The organism is Ciceribacter lividus (genome assembly GCF_003337715.1).
In the GTDB taxonomy this organism is placed as follows: Bacteria; Pseudomonadota; Alphaproteobacteria; order Rhizobiales; family Rhizobiaceae; genus Allorhizobium; species Allorhizobium lividum.
In genome coordinates this window covers 302,700-319,001 of the sequence record NZ_QPIX01000003.1, presented here as the reverse complement: position 1 = coordinate 319,001, position 16,302 = coordinate 302,700, and the positions used below count along the sequence as shown (strand labels likewise).

Annotated in this window: 17 protein-coding genes; 6 read left to right on the top strand and 11 right to left on the bottom strand. The window is 64.8% G+C overall.

Annotated features, from left to right (window positions below):
* Window positions 1-173: 173 nt before the first annotated feature.
* The gene (gene rirA, locus DFR48_RS07735) at window positions 174-647 is read right to left on the bottom strand and encodes an iron-responsive transcriptional regulator RirA (RefSeq protein ID WP_114362581.1); all 474 of its coding nucleotides are present in this window, start codon (window positions 645-647) and stop codon (window positions 174-176) included.
* 195 nt (window positions 648-842) lie between these two features.
* On the opposite strand from rirA, the gene DFR48_RS07730 reads away from it, so the two are divergent.
* Window positions 843-1,871, top strand: coding sequence for an extracellular solute-binding protein (locus tag DFR48_RS07730; RefSeq protein ID WP_114362710.1), 1,029 nt, complete (start codon window positions 843-845; stop codon window positions 1,869-1,871).
* Window positions 1,872-2,056: 185 nt separating this feature from the next.
* Here DFR48_RS07730 and DFR48_RS07725 read toward each other — a convergent pair whose 3' ends face one another.
* From DFR48_RS07725 to DFR48_RS07715, 3 genes are all read right to left on the bottom strand, one after another.
* Window positions 2,057-3,130 carry a M48 family metallopeptidase gene (locus DFR48_RS07725; protein ID WP_114362580.1) on the bottom strand — a complete coding sequence of 358 codons (1,074 nt, stop codon included), beginning with the start codon at window positions 3,128-3,130 and terminating at the stop codon, window positions 2,057-2,059.
* A complete protein-coding gene (locus DFR48_RS07720; RefSeq protein WP_114362579.1) occupies window positions 3,120-4,187 on the bottom strand; it encodes a YjgN family protein in 1,068 nt (355 codons plus the stop codon). The genes DFR48_RS07725 and DFR48_RS07720 overlap by 11 nt, the downstream gene beginning before the upstream one ends.
* A gap of 192 nt (window positions 4,188-4,379) precedes the next feature.
* The gene (locus DFR48_RS07715; protein WP_114362578.1) at window positions 4,380-5,876 is read right to left on the bottom strand and encodes a CoA-acylating methylmalonate-semialdehyde dehydrogenase; all 1,497 of its coding nucleotides are present in this window, start codon (window positions 5,874-5,876) and stop codon (window positions 4,380-4,382) included.
* Between the two features lie 118 nt (window positions 5,877-5,994).
* Between DFR48_RS07715 and DFR48_RS07710 the strand changes: the two genes are divergently transcribed.
* Window positions 5,995-6,876: a LysR family transcriptional regulator gene (locus DFR48_RS07710; protein ID WP_112689133.1), complete on the top strand. Its 882-nt coding sequence runs from the start codon at window positions 5,995-5,997 to the stop codon at window positions 6,874-6,876.
* 3 nt (window positions 6,877-6,879) lie between these two features.
* Here the strand turns inward: DFR48_RS07710 and DFR48_RS07705 are convergent, their stop codons facing one another.
* The 3 genes from DFR48_RS07705 to DFR48_RS07695 are packed head-to-tail and all read right to left on the bottom strand — an operon-like array spanning window position 6,880 to window position 8,821.
* Window positions 6,880-7,476, bottom strand: coding sequence for a DUF1007 family protein (locus tag DFR48_RS07705; RefSeq protein WP_114362577.1), 597 nt, complete (start codon window positions 7,474-7,476; stop codon window positions 6,880-6,882).
* On the bottom strand, window positions 7,473-8,219 hold the full coding sequence (locus tag DFR48_RS07700) for a hypothetical protein (protein WP_114362576.1): 747 nt from the start codon (window positions 8,217-8,219) through the stop codon (window positions 7,473-7,475). The genes DFR48_RS07705 and DFR48_RS07700 overlap by 4 nt, the downstream gene beginning before the upstream one ends.
* Window positions 8,219-8,821, bottom strand: a complete 603-nt coding sequence (locus tag DFR48_RS07695; RefSeq protein ID WP_114362575.1) for a HupE/UreJ family protein — start codon at window positions 8,819-8,821, stop codon at window positions 8,219-8,221. Before DFR48_RS07695 ends, DFR48_RS07700 begins: the two co-directional genes overlap by 1 nt.
* Before the next feature lie 163 nt (window positions 8,822-8,984).
* Between DFR48_RS07695 and DFR48_RS07690 the strand changes: the two genes are divergently transcribed.
* Complete coding sequence (locus tag DFR48_RS07690; protein WP_114362574.1) at window positions 8,985-9,620, top strand: HupE/UreJ family protein; 636 nt, start codon at window positions 8,985-8,987, stop codon at window positions 9,618-9,620.
* A 16-nt stretch (window positions 9,621-9,636) separates the two neighbouring features.
* Here the strand turns inward: DFR48_RS07690 and DFR48_RS07685 are convergent, their stop codons facing one another.
* A complete protein-coding gene (locus tag DFR48_RS07685; protein ID WP_114362573.1) occupies window positions 9,637-10,209 on the bottom strand; it encodes a UbiX family flavin prenyltransferase in 573 nt (190 codons plus the stop codon).
* Window positions 10,206-11,714, bottom strand: coding sequence for a UbiD family decarboxylase (locus DFR48_RS07680; protein WP_114362709.1), 1,509 nt, complete (start codon window positions 11,712-11,714; stop codon window positions 10,206-10,208). Before DFR48_RS07680 ends, DFR48_RS07685 begins: the two co-directional genes overlap by 4 nt.
* A gap of 105 nt (window positions 11,715-11,819) precedes the next feature.
* Here DFR48_RS07680 and ubiT point away from each other — a divergent pair, with 105 nt between their 5' ends.
* The 3 genes from ubiT to ubiV are packed head-to-tail and all read left to right on the top strand — an operon-like array spanning window position 11,820 to window position 14,246.
* Entirely contained in the window at window positions 11,820-12,329 is a 510-nt protein-coding gene (ubiT, locus tag DFR48_RS07675; protein WP_170141831.1) for a ubiquinone anaerobic biosynthesis accessory factor UbiT, read from the top strand.
* Window positions 12,320-13,297: a ubiquinone anaerobic biosynthesis protein UbiU gene (gene ubiU, locus DFR48_RS07670; RefSeq protein ID WP_114362572.1), complete on the top strand. Its 978-nt coding sequence runs from the start codon at window positions 12,320-12,322 to the stop codon at window positions 13,295-13,297. Before ubiT ends, ubiU begins: the two co-directional genes overlap by 10 nt.
* Before the next feature lie 13 nt (window positions 13,298-13,310).
* A complete protein-coding gene (gene ubiV, locus DFR48_RS07665) occupies window positions 13,311-14,246 on the top strand; it encodes a ubiquinone anaerobic biosynthesis protein UbiV (protein WP_114362707.1) in 936 nt (311 codons plus the stop codon).
* Between the two features lie 52 nt (window positions 14,247-14,298).
* On the opposite strand, the gene DFR48_RS07660 is transcribed toward ubiV, so the two are convergent.
* Together DFR48_RS07660 and DFR48_RS07655 are read right to left on the bottom strand one after the other, a co-directional pair.
* Window positions 14,299-15,621, bottom strand: coding sequence for a TRAP transporter large permease (locus DFR48_RS07660; protein ID WP_114362571.1), 1,323 nt, complete (start codon window positions 15,619-15,621; stop codon window positions 14,299-14,301).
* 3 nt (window positions 15,622-15,624) lie between these two features.
* Window positions 15,625-16,266 (bottom strand): TRAP transporter small permease, encoded by a 642-nt coding sequence (locus tag DFR48_RS07655; RefSeq protein ID WP_114362706.1) that lies wholly within the window; start codon window positions 16,264-16,266, stop codon window positions 15,625-15,627.
* Window positions 16,267-16,302 lie beyond the last annotated feature (36 nt).

Here is a 16,302-nt window from a genome sequence, read left to right as displayed (position 1 = left end):
CCGGCAGTGCGACACCCACGGCGCCGTTTTCCGTTTACGTATACGTAAACCGACCACGGCAGCCGCTCAAGAGGGTGCGTTCACGCAATCGACGATTTCGGAGAGACAAGGCAAACGAAAACCCCGCCGGCCTTTCGGCGCGGCGGGGCTCGAAGAAAGCGATCCTGTCGCGATCAGGCGGCCGGCGCGGATATCGCCTTTGCCGGCGCCTCGGGCAGGCCGAGAAGGAAGTTGATGTGCGGACGCGCCTTGACGAGGTCCTCGATCGTGTACTCCGCCAAAACCTCGAAGAAGGCGCCGAGTGCGCGGCGCAGGGCCGCGTTCAGCCCGCAGCTGTCGACGAGAGGGCAATCGATCTCGCCGTCATCCTCGAAACACTCGGCCATCGCAAAACTGTCTTCGGTGACCTTCACCACGTCGAACAGGGTGATCTTGTCGGCCGGCCGGCCGAGCCGCACGCCGCCGTTTCGGCCGCGAACGGTCTCCACCAGACCCGCCTTGTTGAGCGGCTGCAGGATCTTGAACAGGAACAGTTCCGATACGCCGTAAGCCTTGGCGATCTCCGGGATGCGGCTCAAACGGTCCTTGTTCGCCGCGCAGTACATCAGCATGCGCACGGCATAATTGGTCTGCTTCGTCAAACGCATGCATGACTCCTCGTGCTTGGTTGCCCCCTATATAGTGCCTTTTGTACTTTTGAACAATTCCAAAATACTCAAGTTCACATTTCCCCACGGCCAGTGCGACGAAGAGTCCGTTGACACCTCGCCATATTCATGACTATTACGCTCAAGAATATACAACACCAGACAGGAAGGGACACCTTCATGACGTTTTCACGGATGCTGCGTGCAGGTCTTCTGGCATCGGCGGCGCTTCTTGCCGCAAACGAAGCAGCTATGGCCGACGGCGAGGTCAATATCTATTCCTATCGCCAGCCGGAACTCATCCAGCCGCTGATCGATGCCTTCGCCAAGGAAACCGGCATCGAGACGAACGTCCTCTTCCTCGACAAGGGTCTCGTCGAGCGCATCAGCGCCGAAGGCGTCAACTCTCCAGCCGACGTGATCCTGACGGTCGACATCGGCCGCCTGATGGAGGCGAAGGCCGGCGGCGTCACCCAGCCGCTCGCCGACGAGGCGATCAACAAGCAGATTCCCGCCCAGTACCGTGATCCGGAAGGCGACTGGTTCGGCCTCACCACCCGCGGCCGCGTCGTCTATGCTTCGAAAGACCGGGTCAAGGAAAACGCCATCACCTACGAAGAGCTTGCCGATCCCAAGTGGAAGGGCAAGATCTGCATGCGTGACGGCCAGCACTCCTACAATATCGGCCTCTTCGCCTCGATGGTCGCCCACCACGGCGAGGAATACACCGAGAACTGGCTGCGCGGCCTCAAGGAAAACCTCGCCCGCAAGCCGGACGGCAACGACCGCAGCCAGGCCAAGGCGATCATGTCCGGCGAATGCGATATCGCGCTTGGCAACACCTACTATGTCGGCCTGATGATCACCAACGACAAGGAGCCGGAAGAGAAGGAATGGGCGGCCGCCATCAAGGTGCTCTTCCCGAATGCCGCCGACCGCGGTACCCATGTCAACATTTCCGGCATGGCGCTCGCCAAATACGCGCCGAACAAGGACAACGCCGTCAAGTTCATGGAGTTCCTCGCCTCGCAGGAGGCGCAGGAAATCTATGCCGAGCAGGTCTTCGAATACCCCGTGATGCCGGGCGCGAAGGTGTCTGATGTCGTCGCCTCCTTCGGCGAGATCAAGCCCGACACGCTGTCACTCGCGGACATCGCCGCGAACCGCAAGAAGGCCTCCGAGCTGGTCGACAAGGTCGGCCTCAACGACGGCCCGTCGATGTAAGCACAAAAAGCCTGACAGGATTCCGGAGCATTTCCGGCCAATTCGGGGTCGGTTCTGTTTCTCGATTGGCGGGTGCGTTCCGGTGGTGAGCCGGTCGCAGCGCGATGCCCGCCATCGGGAAAGACCGGATCGCCATACGCCCGTCAGAACGGCTCGGAATTAGCTGGAAATGCTCTATAGGGCGGCTACAGGCCGCCCTTCTTCGTTGCCGTGTCCTTGGCCCATTCGTCAATCTGCCGGCGGCGGTCCGGCGTGCCGGGATGGGTGGAAAAGATCGTCGTGTCGCCACGGTCGCCGAGCTTCTTCTCGATGATCTCGAAGAAACGGCCGATGGCCGCCGGATCATGGCCGGCCTTCGCCATCAGATCGACCGAGATCCGGTCCGCCTCGCTCTCGGCGGAACGAGAATAGGAAAGCGTCAGAAGCGCCGCACCGTCGGTCAGGATTTCCTCGCCGGCGCTACCGATATCGCCGGCGATCAGCATGATCAGGCCAGCGGTTCCCGCCGCGCGATAGAACTGCCGCAGCGAATGGTCCCGCTCGACATGGCCGATTTCATGCGCCAGAACGCCGAGGATCATCTCGATATCACCCTCGGCCAGATCGACCAGTTCGTCGGTGATGACCAGCGTGCCATCCGGCAGGGCAAAGGCATTCGGCCCGATCAGCCCACCCTTGCGAAAATGCAGTTGGTAGCCGTCGGCACCACGGTTCGACAGCGCGGCAATCTCCTCGAACTTCGTCTGGATCTCGTTCTGGCGCGGCCGGGGGAGACCACTCTCGGAGAAGACCGCCTGGTCGAGCGAGGCAAGCGTGCCCGACGCCATCATGTCGGCCACAGCGGGCGGCGTCACCAGCACCGCCACCTCGACCAGTGCCGGCAGCGCATAACGATAGATGGCGCCGGCCAGCAGGAACACGGCAATTACCAGACCGAGCAAGCGCGGATGAAATCGCTCAAGCTCATGAACCAACGCGCCGCGGTGCAGCCGGCGCGCACGAAGCCAGACATCAATCGCATCATTGTCCGCGGTTTCGAACAGGGAACCGTCGACGAAACCGATACGGCGCGGAATCTGGCCGACGCGGGCGGAAATGCTCACCGCATCCACGTCGTTGACCGCGACCGGATCGCCGGCCTCGCCGTCGAGCCGCACGGAAAGCATCCTGCCGTCCAACAGCAGCCGCGCAGCAAGGGTGCGGCTGGAGCGCGGCGGATGCCAATGGCCGACGGCGATGATCTCCCCCTCAGAAGCCAAAATCGAAACCTTCCATGTCGAGATACTCAGCGGTAACGGCCGAGCCGCTTGCCTCGATCGAGGCCTTCACATCGCCCAAGTCACCGTCGATGATCATGCCGGAATGCCCGACCACATACCGCCGCTCCCGGACGGCCGCCCAGGGTCGCATCAGGCCGAGCGTCAGCATGGTGACGAGCAGGTTGGAGACCACGATCCACAGATAGCGCACGCGCCCCATGTCGCTGGACAGCCGGTGACGGCCGTCGAGAAGCATTGCATTCATCACCACGTTGCGCACGCCCACGCGATAAAGCACCGCAGCGATGGAATAGACGAGCAGAAAGGGGATCAACGTACCGTAGACCATGGCGATGACCTGTATGCCCGGCTCTTCCTCGTTGGTAACGCCCTCGAGGGCGCCGCTTGCTGCGTAGAACATGGCGCCTAGGGCAACCGAGATCGCGGCGCCGATCAGCGTGACGACTATCGCCGGAATCCAGGCGCGATAGAGCTTGCCGATCCGCGGGTCGGTAGAGAAAGAACGGTCGCCGTAACGCAGGTTGTTGAAGACGTAGCGATAGAGCCAGCGGCTGGCGAGCGGCGCCAGGATGCCGAGGCTGAAGAAGGCGACGAGCCCGCCGACGACCACCGAGACGAAGGCACCCCAGGCAGTTCCCTTGAAATCGAAGTGGATGTTGCGGTAGCTCGTTACCCGTGCGGAAAAGCGCAGGCCCCGCGAGAGCAGCCACGGAAGAGCGAGCAGCACCGCAAAGGGCAGGACCAGACCCAGCAGCGGATAGAACACGCTGACGATCTGAATGGCGATGAAGAAGACGAAGACGATGGCGCGGCCGATGAGGATCTGCATGCCGCGCGCATGATAGTCGAAGGAATGGTTGTCGATGAAGCTGTTGCCGTAGAAATAGCGGTTGCGGCGCACCTTCGCCCAAGCGGAATAGATGCCGAGCGTTACGATCGTCAAAAGGATGTTGATGATCCAGATGCCGAAATACTCCCCGGCCTGTCCACGAAATTCCCCCCGCGTCACCTGCGACGCGGCTCTTGTCTCTGTCATGCCCCCGGCCCTTTCATCGGCGAATCTGCACGTGCATCCCCCGACGCACGCAACCGCGACAGACGTGCCACGGCTTTTCGTCTATCGCAAGTTGACCAAACGGAAAACGGGCCCCTTTCGGGACCCGTCTTCACAGCTATCCTGATACTTCCGTACCGAGGCCAGAGAGATCAATCTCGGCCTACGGCAGTCTTACTTCATCGTCGGGATGGAGAACTCGGCGCCATCCTTGATGCCGGACGGCCAACGGGAGGTGACCGTCTTGGTGCGGGTCCAGAACTTGATCGAGTCCGTGCCGTGCTGGTTGAGGTCACCGAAGGACGAGGACTTCCAGCCGCCGAACGAGTGGTAGGCGAGCGGAACCGGGATCGGAACGTTGATACCGACCATGCCGATATTGATGCGGCTTGCGAAGTCGCGGGCAGCGTCGCCGTCACGGGTGAAGATCGCGACACCGTTGCCGTATTCGTGCTTCATCGGCAGCGAGAGTGCATCTTCATAGTTCTTTGCGCGGACCACCGAGAGAACCGGCCCGAAGATTTCGGTCTTGTAGATGTCCATGTCCGGGGTGACGTTATCGAACAGGCAGCCACCGACGAAATTGCCGTTCTCATAGCCCTGAAGCTTGAAATCGCGGCCGTCGACGACGAGCTTGGCACCCTGTTCCACACCGCTGCCAATAAGGCCGAGGACGCGCTCACGCGCTTCCTTGGTGACGAGCGGGCCCATGTCGGCCTTTTCGTCGGTGTAGGGGCCGATGCGCAGCGCCTCAACCATGGGGGTGAGCTTCTCGACGAGACGGTTGGCGGTTTCCTCGCCGACCGGGACGGCAACCGAGATCGCCATGCAGCGCTCGCCGGCCGAACCGTAGCCCGCGCCCATCAGGGCGTTGGCGGCCTGGTCCATGTCGGCGTCGGGCATGATGATCATGTGGTTCTTGGCGCCACCGAAGCACTGTGCGCGCTTGCCGTTCATCGCGGCCGTGCCGTAGACGTAGCGGGCGATCGGGGTCGAGCCGACGAAGGAGACGGCGCCTATTTCCGGGTGGGTGAGGATGCCGTCGACGGCTTCCTTGTCGCCGTTGACGACGTTCAGCACACCGGCCGGCAGCCCGGCTTCGATCATCAGTTCGGCAAGGCGCATCGGCACGGACGGGTCACGCTCGGACGGCTTCAGGATGAAGGCGTTGCCGCAGGCGATCGCAGGCGCGAACATCCACATCGGGATCATCGCCGGGAAGTTGAACGGCGTGATGCCGGCGCCGATGCCGACCGGCTGGCGGATCGAATACATGTCGATGTTCGGGCCGGCGCCTTCGGTGAACTCGCTCTTGGCGAGGTGCGGGATGCCGATCACGAACTCGCAGACTTCAAGGCCGCGGATGACGTCGCCCTTGGCGTCCTCGATGGTCTTGCCGTGCTCGCGCGACAGCATCTCGGCAAGCTCGTCCATGTTGTCGTTCAGGAGCTGGACGAACTTCATGAATACGCGGGCGCGGCGCTGCGGGTTGGTGGCAGCCCATTTCGGCTGCGCGGCCTTGGCGGACTGAACGGCCGCGTTCAGTTCCGCCGCGCTTGCGAGCGCCACGTGCGCCTGCACTTCGCCGGTCGCAGGATTGTAGACGGGGGCGGTGCGGCCGCTGGTGCCGGCGACGCGCTTGCCGTCGATGAAATGCCCGATCTCATACATGGATGTGCCTCCTCAGGTTTTTCGCTGGGTCCAGCATCCCACTTTAATTTGCACAACACAACGCGATGATATACGCATCTGTTGTGCAGAAATTGATGCTCTCTGGAGGCAGTCGCGAATGAACTGGGATGACGTTCGCATCTTCCTTGCCGTGGCGCGGGCCGGCCAGATCCTTGCCGCGTCAAGACGACTCGGGGTCAATCACGCGACCCTCTCGCGACGACTGACCGCGCTCGAGGAGGCGCTGCAGACCCGCCTCTTCGTGCGGCGGACAAACGGCTGCGAACTGACCGCCGAAGGCGAAGGCTTTCTCGTCTCCGCCGAGCGCATCGAAACCGAGATGCTCGCCGCCCAGGCCCGCCTCGGACGAACCGACACGGCGGTTGCCGGAACGGTCCGGATCGGCGCGCCGGACGGATTCGGCGTCGCCTTCCTCGCGCCCCGGCTGGGGCGGCTGATCGACCGGCATCCGCAGCTCAAGATCCAGCTCGTGCCGGTGCCGCGGGCCTTTTCGCTATCGAGCCGTGAGGCCGACATCGCGATCACCGTCGAGCGCCCGGAGACCGGTCGGCTCGTTTCCTCCAAGCTCACCGAATATACGCTCGGCCTCTATGCTTCCCGCGACTATCTCTCCGAAGCAGGAGGTCCGGCGAATGTCGAGGCGCTGAAGGAACACAGCCTGATCGGCTACGTGGAAGACCTCATCTACTCCGCCTCGCTCAACTATACCGGCGAAATCTCGCGCAGCTGGGATTCCGCCTTCGAGATATCGAGCGCGATCGGGCAGACCGAGGCGGTGCGTTCGGGCGCCGGCATCGGCATCCTGCACACCTATATCGCCCGGCAGTATCCGGAGCTCTGCCGGGTGTTGCCCGAGGTGGCGATCCGGCGCGCCTACTGGACGATCTTCCACGAAAGCGCCCGCGATCTGACCCGCGTGCGCACGGTCGTGCAATACCTGCAGGAACTGGTGAACGAGGAACGCAAGATCTTCCTCTGAGGCTCACCGGCAGGCGAGCACGACAGCTTCCGGCACGACCAGCCCGCCGAAATAGGCGTCGGCGGGACGCGTCTCGCGGCTGACGCTGCAGCCCTCGCCACCCCGGACAAGCGCCGGCCGATCCGCGGCGAAGGCTACGGCGGCGGTATAGTCGCGATCCCGCAACACGAGTTCGAGCTTGCGGCCGGCGAGCGCGACGGGCTCCTCCAGCCGGAAGCCGAAAACGACGGTTACGACACCGTCAGAAATGCTGGCGTCGAAGGCGTCCGGCACGCCGAGTGCCCTCCGCTCTCCATCCACCGAAAGCTCGGCGAAAAAACCGATGCCGCCCAAATCGCCGGTCAGTGCCTGACGCATCGCCTCGCGCTCCGCCGGGTCGAAGATGCTGTCACCATTTGCATCGAACCGTGCGATCAACCGACGGCTCGAGGCTTCGTCGATCGCGAGGCTCTCGGCGACGGAAACCAGTCGACCGGCCTCTACATCGAACAGCACGCGCGCGGTCACGGCGATGTCCGGGTGGCTTGTCGCAAGCCCGGCCGAGGCGAGCCAGAGAAGGCCGGCGGAGAGCCATCGGCGCACGACAGCGTTGTGGATCATCCAGCAGGTTCCTTTCCGTCGAGTTCCTGCAGGACGCGCCCGAAGCCCGGGAACTCGTCATCGGCCGGCAGCGCTGGAAACGGTGGCGGTTCGAGCGCGGTGCGCTTTGCCGCCATATACGCCCCGCCGTAGAGAAAGCCGATAGCGATCAGCCAGCTCGCGAAGATGCGGGTGGCAACCGTCAGCCAGGCCCGATCGAACGCGGCCGCGGCGAGCGCCACGGTGGCCGAGATCCAGATTTCGGCGGCAAAGGCCAGCGGCCGGTAGCTCCGCTCGTGCAGGGTCGGATCGCCGAGAAGCGTCGCAATCGCAAGAGCCGCACCCACAGGCGCCAGCAGCGGCAGGGCGAACCACGTCCGGGCGTCACGTGGCAGCACGAGCGGCAGACCGATGAGCACGCAGGCGATCGGGCCGGTCAGGAAAAGATGCGCCGCTGCGCCAGGGACCGGGGCCATCAGCGCGAAGAACGGTTCGCGCAGCAGAATGCCGGCGGCCGCCCCCAACACGAGGGACGCCAGAGCGAACGGCAACATCCGCCGCGGCAACTGGCCGAGAAGAAGGCCGAGTCCGACAAGCGGCAGGATGCGTTCGGCGGTGAAGACGGAGGCAAGGAGCCAATTGCCCTGCCAGCCGGACTGGTAGGCTGAAGCAGCAAGCGCCACGGCGGCGGTGATTGCAAGCGCACATGCCGCCAGACAAAGGCTTCGACGCGACGGCGCCGCCACCGGCCTGTGCATCGACATCAGGAAACGAGAAAGTAGAGGCCGCCGAGACCGATCAGCCCGCCGAGCGCACGCGACAGCTCGCCCGCGCGCACGCGCTGAAAGAGGAGGCCGACGGCGATGCCGGCGATGTGGATGAGCCCGGTCGCGACCACGAAACCGAAGGCATAGTCGGCGGGATCGGTGGCATTCGGCAGCTCGGCGCCGTGGGCATAGCCGTGGAAGATCGCGAAGACACCGATCACCGCGAGCGCGAGCCATTCCGGCGGGCGCCACAGCAGGGCGATCGAGGCCCCGAGGACGATGATGGAAAGGGCGATGCCGCTTTCGACGGCCGGCAGCGGAACGCCGGCAATCCCGAGCATACCGCCGACGACCATGATCAGCGGGAAAGCGATCGGCAGGCTCCAGACCGCGCGGCCGCCCATCTGCGCACCCCAGAGGCCGACGCAGAACATCGCCAGCATATGATCGGCGCCCGAAAGGGGATGCTCGAAACCGTGCAGGAAACCGCCGGCCTCCCCCTGCAGGATATGGGAATGCGCCACGGCCGGCACCGTCGCCAGTGTCAGGCCGGAAAGCAGGACCGCCGCAATGCGACGCGACAGATTCGAAAACAGCATGGGCGCGATCTCCAGCTCGATGTGTCGAGGTCCCGGCTGGCAGCCGGCGAGTCGGCCTCGACTATATCCGAATCACCGGAAATTGTAGATGGATCGTGTCGGAGGCCGCCGTCGTCCGCCGTCGCCTAGCCTAGCCTAGCCTAGCCTAGCCTGGAGAAGTGCCATGATCCGCCCGCCGAAGTCTCCCCACCGGCCCAGAATCCGCCGCCGCGGCACATCTTTCCTGCCGGCCATTCTCGCGGCGGTCGCAATGGCGGCTGCGCCCGCGGAAGCCTCTGCCCATGCGCTCGGCGGCGTCATGGGCGGCTTCGGCAGCGGCTTCGGTCATCCGCTCGCCGGCTTCGACCACTTTCTCGCGATGCTGGCGGTCGGGCTCTGGGGCGCGCAGATGGGTGGCCGGTCCGTGTGGGCGCTTCCGGCCACCTTCCCGCTCATCATGTGCGTCGGCGGCTTTGCAGGCATGCTCGGGCTCTTTCCCGACGACCTCATCCGGCTCGCGATCGCCGTCTCGCTCCTCGTGCTCGGCGGGGTGATCGCCGCGCGCTGGGTGGCTCCGGAATGGGCGGCCCTCGTCATCGTCGCCTTTTTCGCGATCTTCCACGGCTATCCGCACGGACAGCTGACACTGCGGGCGACCGATCCCGCAGCCTTCACCGTCGGCTTCGTCGTCTCGACCGGTCTCATCCACATTCTCGGCATCGGCATCGGCTTCGCGCTCGGCCGGCTCTACCGCGGCTACGTGGTGCGCGCGCTCGGCGGAATGATCGCCGCAAGCGGGGTCTATTACCTGCTGGTCTAGACAGTTTTCCTGACGCTCAGCCTTCCCATTCGCGTGCAAGCGGCGGGATCGGCAGGCCGAGGAGATCGATCGCGCGGGCGGCGATATGATCAACGATGGCCTCCACGCTTTCGGGCCGGTGATAGAAAGCCGGAACCGGCGGCATGACGATCGCGCCCATCTCGGCGACGGAGCACATGTTGCGCAGGTGACCGAGATGGAGCGGCGTTTCCCGCGCGAGCAGGATCAACCGGCGGCGCTCCTTGAGATGGACATCGGCGGCACGGACGAGAAGGTTATCGGCGATGCCGGTGGCGATCGCCGCAAGCGTGCGCATCGAGCATGGCGCGACGATCATGCCTGCCGTGCGGAAGGAGCCGCTGGCGATCGTGGCGCCCACGTCGCGGATCGGGTGGTTCTCGGTCGCCATCGCCAGCAGGCGCCCGAGCGCGTCGGGACCGCATTCGTGGGACAGGGTGCGTCGTGCCGCGTCGGAAACGACGAGGTGGGTTTCGGCACCCTCGATCTCCTGCAGCCGTTCCAATATGCGGAGCGGAATGGCGGCGCCCGAGGCACCGGAGACACCGAGTATGATCCGCATCCGGCTCATGACGCCTCTCCGATCCCGAGGTCCGCCCAGAGCGCGTCGACCTTCGCCGTGACCTCCGGCGACATCTTCAGCACCCGGCCCCATTCGCGTTCGCTTTCCGGGCCGATCTTCGTCGTGGCATCAAGGCCGAGCTTGCCGCCGAGCCCCGGCTTCGGCGAGGCGAAATCGAGATAGTCGATCGGCGTGTCGGTGATCACCGTCACGTCGCGGCTCGCATCGAAGCGGGTCGACAGCGCCCAGACGATGTCGGGCCAGCTGCGGACGTTAATGTCCGGGTCGACGGCGATGATGAGCTTCGTGTAGCTGAACTGCGGAAGCATCGACCACAGTCCCATCATCACCCGCCGCGCCTGGCCGGGATAGCGCTTGTCGATCGCCACCACCATGGCGCGGTAGGAGCATGCCTCCGGCGGCAGCCAGAGATCGGCAATCTCCGGAAACTGGCGTTTGACGAGCGGCAGGAAGATCTCGCTCATCGCCTCGCCGAGCACGGACGGCTCATCGGGCGGGCGGCCGGTATAGGTCGAGAGATAGACGGGGTTGCGGCGCATGGTGATCGCCGAAAGCGTCATCACCGGGAAGCGCTCGACGCTGTTGTAGTAGCCGGTATGGTCGCCGTAAGGCCCCTCCTCCGCCGTATCGCTTGCGGACACCGTGCCTTCGAGCACGATCTCCGCATTGGCCGGTACGCAGAGCGGGACGGTGAGCGCCGGGGCGAATTCGGAACGTTTGCCCTTCAGAAGTCCCGCAAAATTCATCTCGCTCATGCCCTCCGGCAGCGGCATGACGGCAGCGAGGATGGTCGCCGGATCGGCGCCGATCGCGACCGTCACCGGCATGTCCTGTCCGAGCTTTTGCCACATGCGGTGGTGGCGGGCGCCGCCGCGATGGGCGAGCCAGCGCATGATGAGGCGCTGTCCGTCGAGGACCTGCATGCGGTAGATGCCGACATTGACGTCGGCCGGATCGTCCGGTGCCCGAGTGATGACGAGCGGCCAGGTGACGAGCGGCGCCGGTTCGCCCGGCCAACACCACTGGATCGGCAGGCGCCCGAGATCGATGTCCTCGCCCCGCCAGACTACGTCCTGCACCGGTGGACGGCTGACGTTTCGCGGGCGCATCGAAAGCGCCGCCCGCAGGAGCGGCAGCTTGCCCCAGGCATCGCGCATGGATTTCGGCGGACGCGGGTCGCGCAGGTCGGCGAGCATGGCGGCCAGCCGCGGCAGGCCGCCACTCTCCAGCCCGAAGCCCCATTCGATCCGCTCCCGGGTGCCGAAGAGATTCGCAAGAAGCGGCACGTCGCAGACGCGGCCCGCGGCATCGACGGGTTTCTCGAAGAGCAGCGCCGGGCCGCCGGATTCCAGCGTCCGCCGGTGGATTTCGGTGATCTCATGAACGAGCGACACGGGTCTTGCCACCCGCTTCAGGCGGCCGCGCCGCTCGAGTTCGCCCATGAAATGCTGGAGATCGGAGAAACGGCGGATGGCCGGAGGAGCTTGGGTCATCCCGCCTCTGTGGCGGAGGAAAACCTGCATGTCTTTGCGCTGGCTCAAATGATCGCATCCTCGATGCCGTTAGCATGGCGCGACCTCCCCTTTCGAAAGGTGTTCCTGATGCGTGTTCCGCCTGCCCTCGCCGATCCCCTTGGCGTCATTCCGGTCTTCATGATCGAACGTGCGGCGAGACTGGCCTTCACCCGGGTCCTGAAGGCCCATCCGGGTCTCTTCGAACGGCTCGGCGACTACCGCCAGAAGCGCTACGGCTTCGTGCCGGACGATCTGCCGATCGGCTTCCTCGTCGAGCCCTCCCGCCTTTCGCTTACCGTCGTGCGCAAGCCGAAGCGACCCGAGGCCGACGCCGCCGTCGAAGGTCCGCTCTTCCTGCTGCTGGCGCTGCTCGAAGGCCGCTGCGACGCTGATGCACTGTTCTTTTCGCGGGACCTGACCGTCACCGGCGACATGGAAGCCATGCTGGCGCTCAGGAACGCCCTCGACGACAGCAATATCGACCTGCCGAAGGATCTCGGCCAAGCTTCCGGTCCCTTCGCGCCGCTCGTTAGCCGGGCGCTCAACTATGTCCGCGACCGTGCGCTTACCGGGGAGGCCGGCCGATGGAACTGATCTGCCCGGCGGGAACGCCCGCCGCCTTCCGCGAGGCGGTCAACGCCGGCGCGGACGCCGTCTATTGCGGCTTCCGCGACGAAACCAATGCCCGCAACTTCCCCGGGCTCAACTTCACGCCGGCCGAACTCGGCGAGGCGATCGCCTTCGCCAAGCGTAAGGGGGTCATGACCTTCGTGGCGCTCAACACCTTCATGCGGGCCGGCGCCGAAGACATCTGGTACAAGGCGGCCGACGAGGCCGTTCGGCTCGGCGCCGATGCACTGATCCTCGCCGACTTCGGCCTGATGGCCTATGTCGCGGAAAGACATCCCGACCAGCGTCTGCACGTCTCGGTGCAGGCCTCCGCCTCCAATGCCGACGCGATCAATTTCCTGGTCGACGCCTTCAACGCGAAGCGCGTGGTGCTGCCGCGCACGCTGACCATCACCGACATCGCCCGGCTCGCGCCGCAGATCCGCTGCGAGATCGAGGTCTTCGTCTTCGGCGGGCTCTGCGTCATGGCCGAAGGGCGATGCTCGCTTTCCTCCTATGCCACCGGCAAGTCGCCGAACATGAACGGTGTGTGCTCGCCGGCAAGCCACGTCCGCTATCGCCAGGACGGCGCCGAACTCGTTTCCGAACTCGGAGAGTACACGATCAACCGCTTCCCGGCCGGCGAGGCCGCCGGCTATCCGACGCTCTGCAAGGGCCGTTTCGAGACGGGCGGCGACAGCGGCTACGCCTTCGAGGACCCGGTCTCGCTCGACGTCATGGATCATCTGGACGCACTTCGGGCGGCGGGCGTCTGCGCGCTCAAGGTCGAGGGGCGGCAGCGCGGCAAAGCCTATGTCGCCGAGGTCGTCTCGACGCTCCGGCAGGCGCTGTCCGCTGATGCGGCGGCGCGACCGGCGTTGCTCTCCCGTCTCAGGCTCCTCAGCGAAGGCCAGAAGACGACATCCGGCGCCTACGAAAAGCGCTGGAGATAACAGGGACATGACCATGGTTTCAGCCAATCCGGCACTGGTGCTCGGGCCCGTTCTCTATCTCTGGGACGGCCCGAAATGGCGCGACTTCTATTTCCGCATCGCCGACGAGGCCCCGGTCGGCGAGGTGGTGATCGGCGAGACGGTCTGCTCGAAGCGTCTGCACTTCACCGAGCCGCATCTCGCCGAGGTGGTCGAGCGGCTGGAGGCGGCGGGCAAGTCCGTGCGGCTTTCGACGCTTGCACTCGTGACGCTCGAGCGCGAGGCCCAGCACGTCCGCAATCTCATCCGCGACAGCGCGCATATCGTCGAGGCGAACGACCTTTCCGCGCTCGGTCTTCTGGCCGGCAAGCGGCACACGATCGGGCCGCTGATCAACGTCTACAACGCCGCGACCGCGAGACTTCTCGCCAATCGCGGGGCGACCGCGATCTGCCTGCCGCCGGAGCTTTCCATGGCCTCGGTTGCGGAGATCGCCGCCGGTACTCCAGGCGTCGCCCTCGAGGTCTTTGCCTTCGGGCGCATTCCGCTCGCGATTTCCGCACGCTGCGCGCATGCCCGCGCCAAGGGCCAGATCAAGGACAATTGCCAGTTCGTCTGCGGCGAGGAGCCGGACGGAATGCCGGTGCGCACCCTCGACCGGCAGTCCTTCCTCGCACTCAACGGCGTCCAGACGGTCTCCCACACCTGCCAGGCACTGGTCGGCGAACTGCCGGATCTCGTCGCTGCCGGCGTCTCACGCTTCCGCCTCTCGCCGCAGGACTGCGACATGGCGGCGATCGCCCGCATTTACGAGGATGCGCTCGCCGAACGGATCAATGCGGAGGAGGCCCTCGCCCGGATCGGGGCGATCTATCCCGACGTGCCGCTCTCGAACGGCTTCCACCATGCACGGGAAGGTGCGGCCTGGGTCGCGCGGGCCCGCAACACCGCCCACGGAGCGCTTGCATGAGGCGGAGCAGTACCGGGCGGAGCAAGCTTCGCCCGGTAGCTGGGACTTCGTCTTACATGCCGAGGAAACGCGGCAGGAAGAGCGAGATTTCCGGGATGTAGGTCACCGCGAGCAGGAAGGCCAGCATGGTGAGCAGCCAGGGCATGACGGCGACCGTCAGCTCGGTGATCCCCATCTTGGTGATGCCGGAGGCCACGTAGAGATTGAGGCCGACGGGCGGATGGCACATGCCGACTTCCATGTTGACGACGATCATGATGCCGAAATGCACCGGATCGATGCCGAGACGCACGGCGACCGGGAAAAGGATCGGCGCCATGATCAGCACGATCGACGACGGCTCCATGAAGTTGCCGGCGGCGAGCAGCAGGATGTTGACGGCGATCAGGAACATCCACCAGTTCAGACCCGAGTTCACCATCCATTCGCCGAGCGCCTGTGGGATGTTCTCATGCGTCATGAGGAAGGAGAACAGGACGGCGTTGGTGATGATGTAGAGCAGCATCGCCGACATGTTGGCGGAGGACAGCAGCACCCGCGGAATATCCGAGAGCTTCAGGTCCTTGTAGACGAAAACGGCGATAAAGAAGGCGTAGACGGCGCTCATCGCGGCGGCTTCGGTCGGCGTGAAGACGCCGGTGTAGATGCCGCCGATGACGATGATGATCAGCAGCAGGCCCCAGACGGCCTTGCGGAACGTCTGCCAGCGTTCGAGCCAGCTCGCCTTCGGCAGCCGCGGATAGTCGTTCTTGTAGGCGCGGTACCAGGTGGTGGCCGCGAGCAGTGACGCGAGAATGAGGCCCGGGATAACGCCGGCCATGAAGAGCTCACCGACCGATGCCGCCGAGACCACCTGGCCGTCGGGGCCGGTCGCCTGCATGCCCGAGGTCGCGACCGAATACATGACCATGACGATCGACGGCGGGATCAGGATGCCGAGCGCACCGGATGTGGTGATGACGCCGGCGCCGAACTGCTTCGGGAAGCCCTGACGGGTCATCGCCGGCAGGATCACCGAACCGATCGCCACGACGGTGGCCGGCGAGGAGCCGGACACAGCTGCGAAGAGCGCGCAGGCGATGACGCCCGCAAGCCCGAGCCCGCCGTACCAGTGCCCCACCATGGAGGTCGCGAAATTGATCATGCGGCGGGCGACGCCACCGTGGGTCAGGAAGTTGCCGGCGAGGATGAAGAAGGGGATCGCCATGATCTCGAACTTCTCGATGCCGGTGAAGAGCTTCAGGGCCACCGTGTCGATCGGCACCGCCGTCATCGTGAACAGGAAGGCGAGAACGGTGAGGCCGAGCGCGATCGAGATCGGCATGCCGGTCAGCATGAGGGCCACGAGCCCTCCGAAGATGAGTGTCGCGTTCATGGCTCAGTGATCCTTCGCAGTCAGCGGGCTCGCGGCAATCGCCTCGGCCTCTTCGTCCATCCCGTCCACGTGTCCGTGGTCGTGGTGGGGCAATTCGCCGGTGCGGCTGAAGGTCCAGGCGACCTGCAGGAAGCGGAAGCACATGAGGGCGGAGCCCAGCGGAATCGCCAGATAGACGAGCCACATGGGCATTTCGAGATCCGGCGAGATCGAATCCGTGTGGTACATGTGGAAGACGAAATTCGCGCCGAGCGTCGCGATGATGCCGGTGAAGAAGGCGCCGGCGAGAAGCCCGAACAGAATCATCCGGGCGCGGTTCTTCGCCTGCATGCGGTTGATCACGACGTCGATACCGACATGGATGCCTGTGCGTACGCCGTAAGCAGCGCCGAACTTCGCCATCCACACGAAGAGGATGATGCAGAGTTCCTGCGCCCAGACGAGGTTGACGGAGCGAAGGCCGAAATAGAGCGTGCGCGAGAAGCCCATCAGCCAGGGCATATCCAGGCTTCGGGACAGACTGACCACGTCGGCCAGCAGCCCGAGGGAGTAGCGGTGAACGACGGCGACGAAGATGATCACAGTCGCCGCGGCGATCAGCGTGGCGATCAGGATCTCCTCGAGCCTGTCAAGGATGCGAAGCATGAAAGGGACCTCCTCGGTCGCATCGACCGGCCTCAT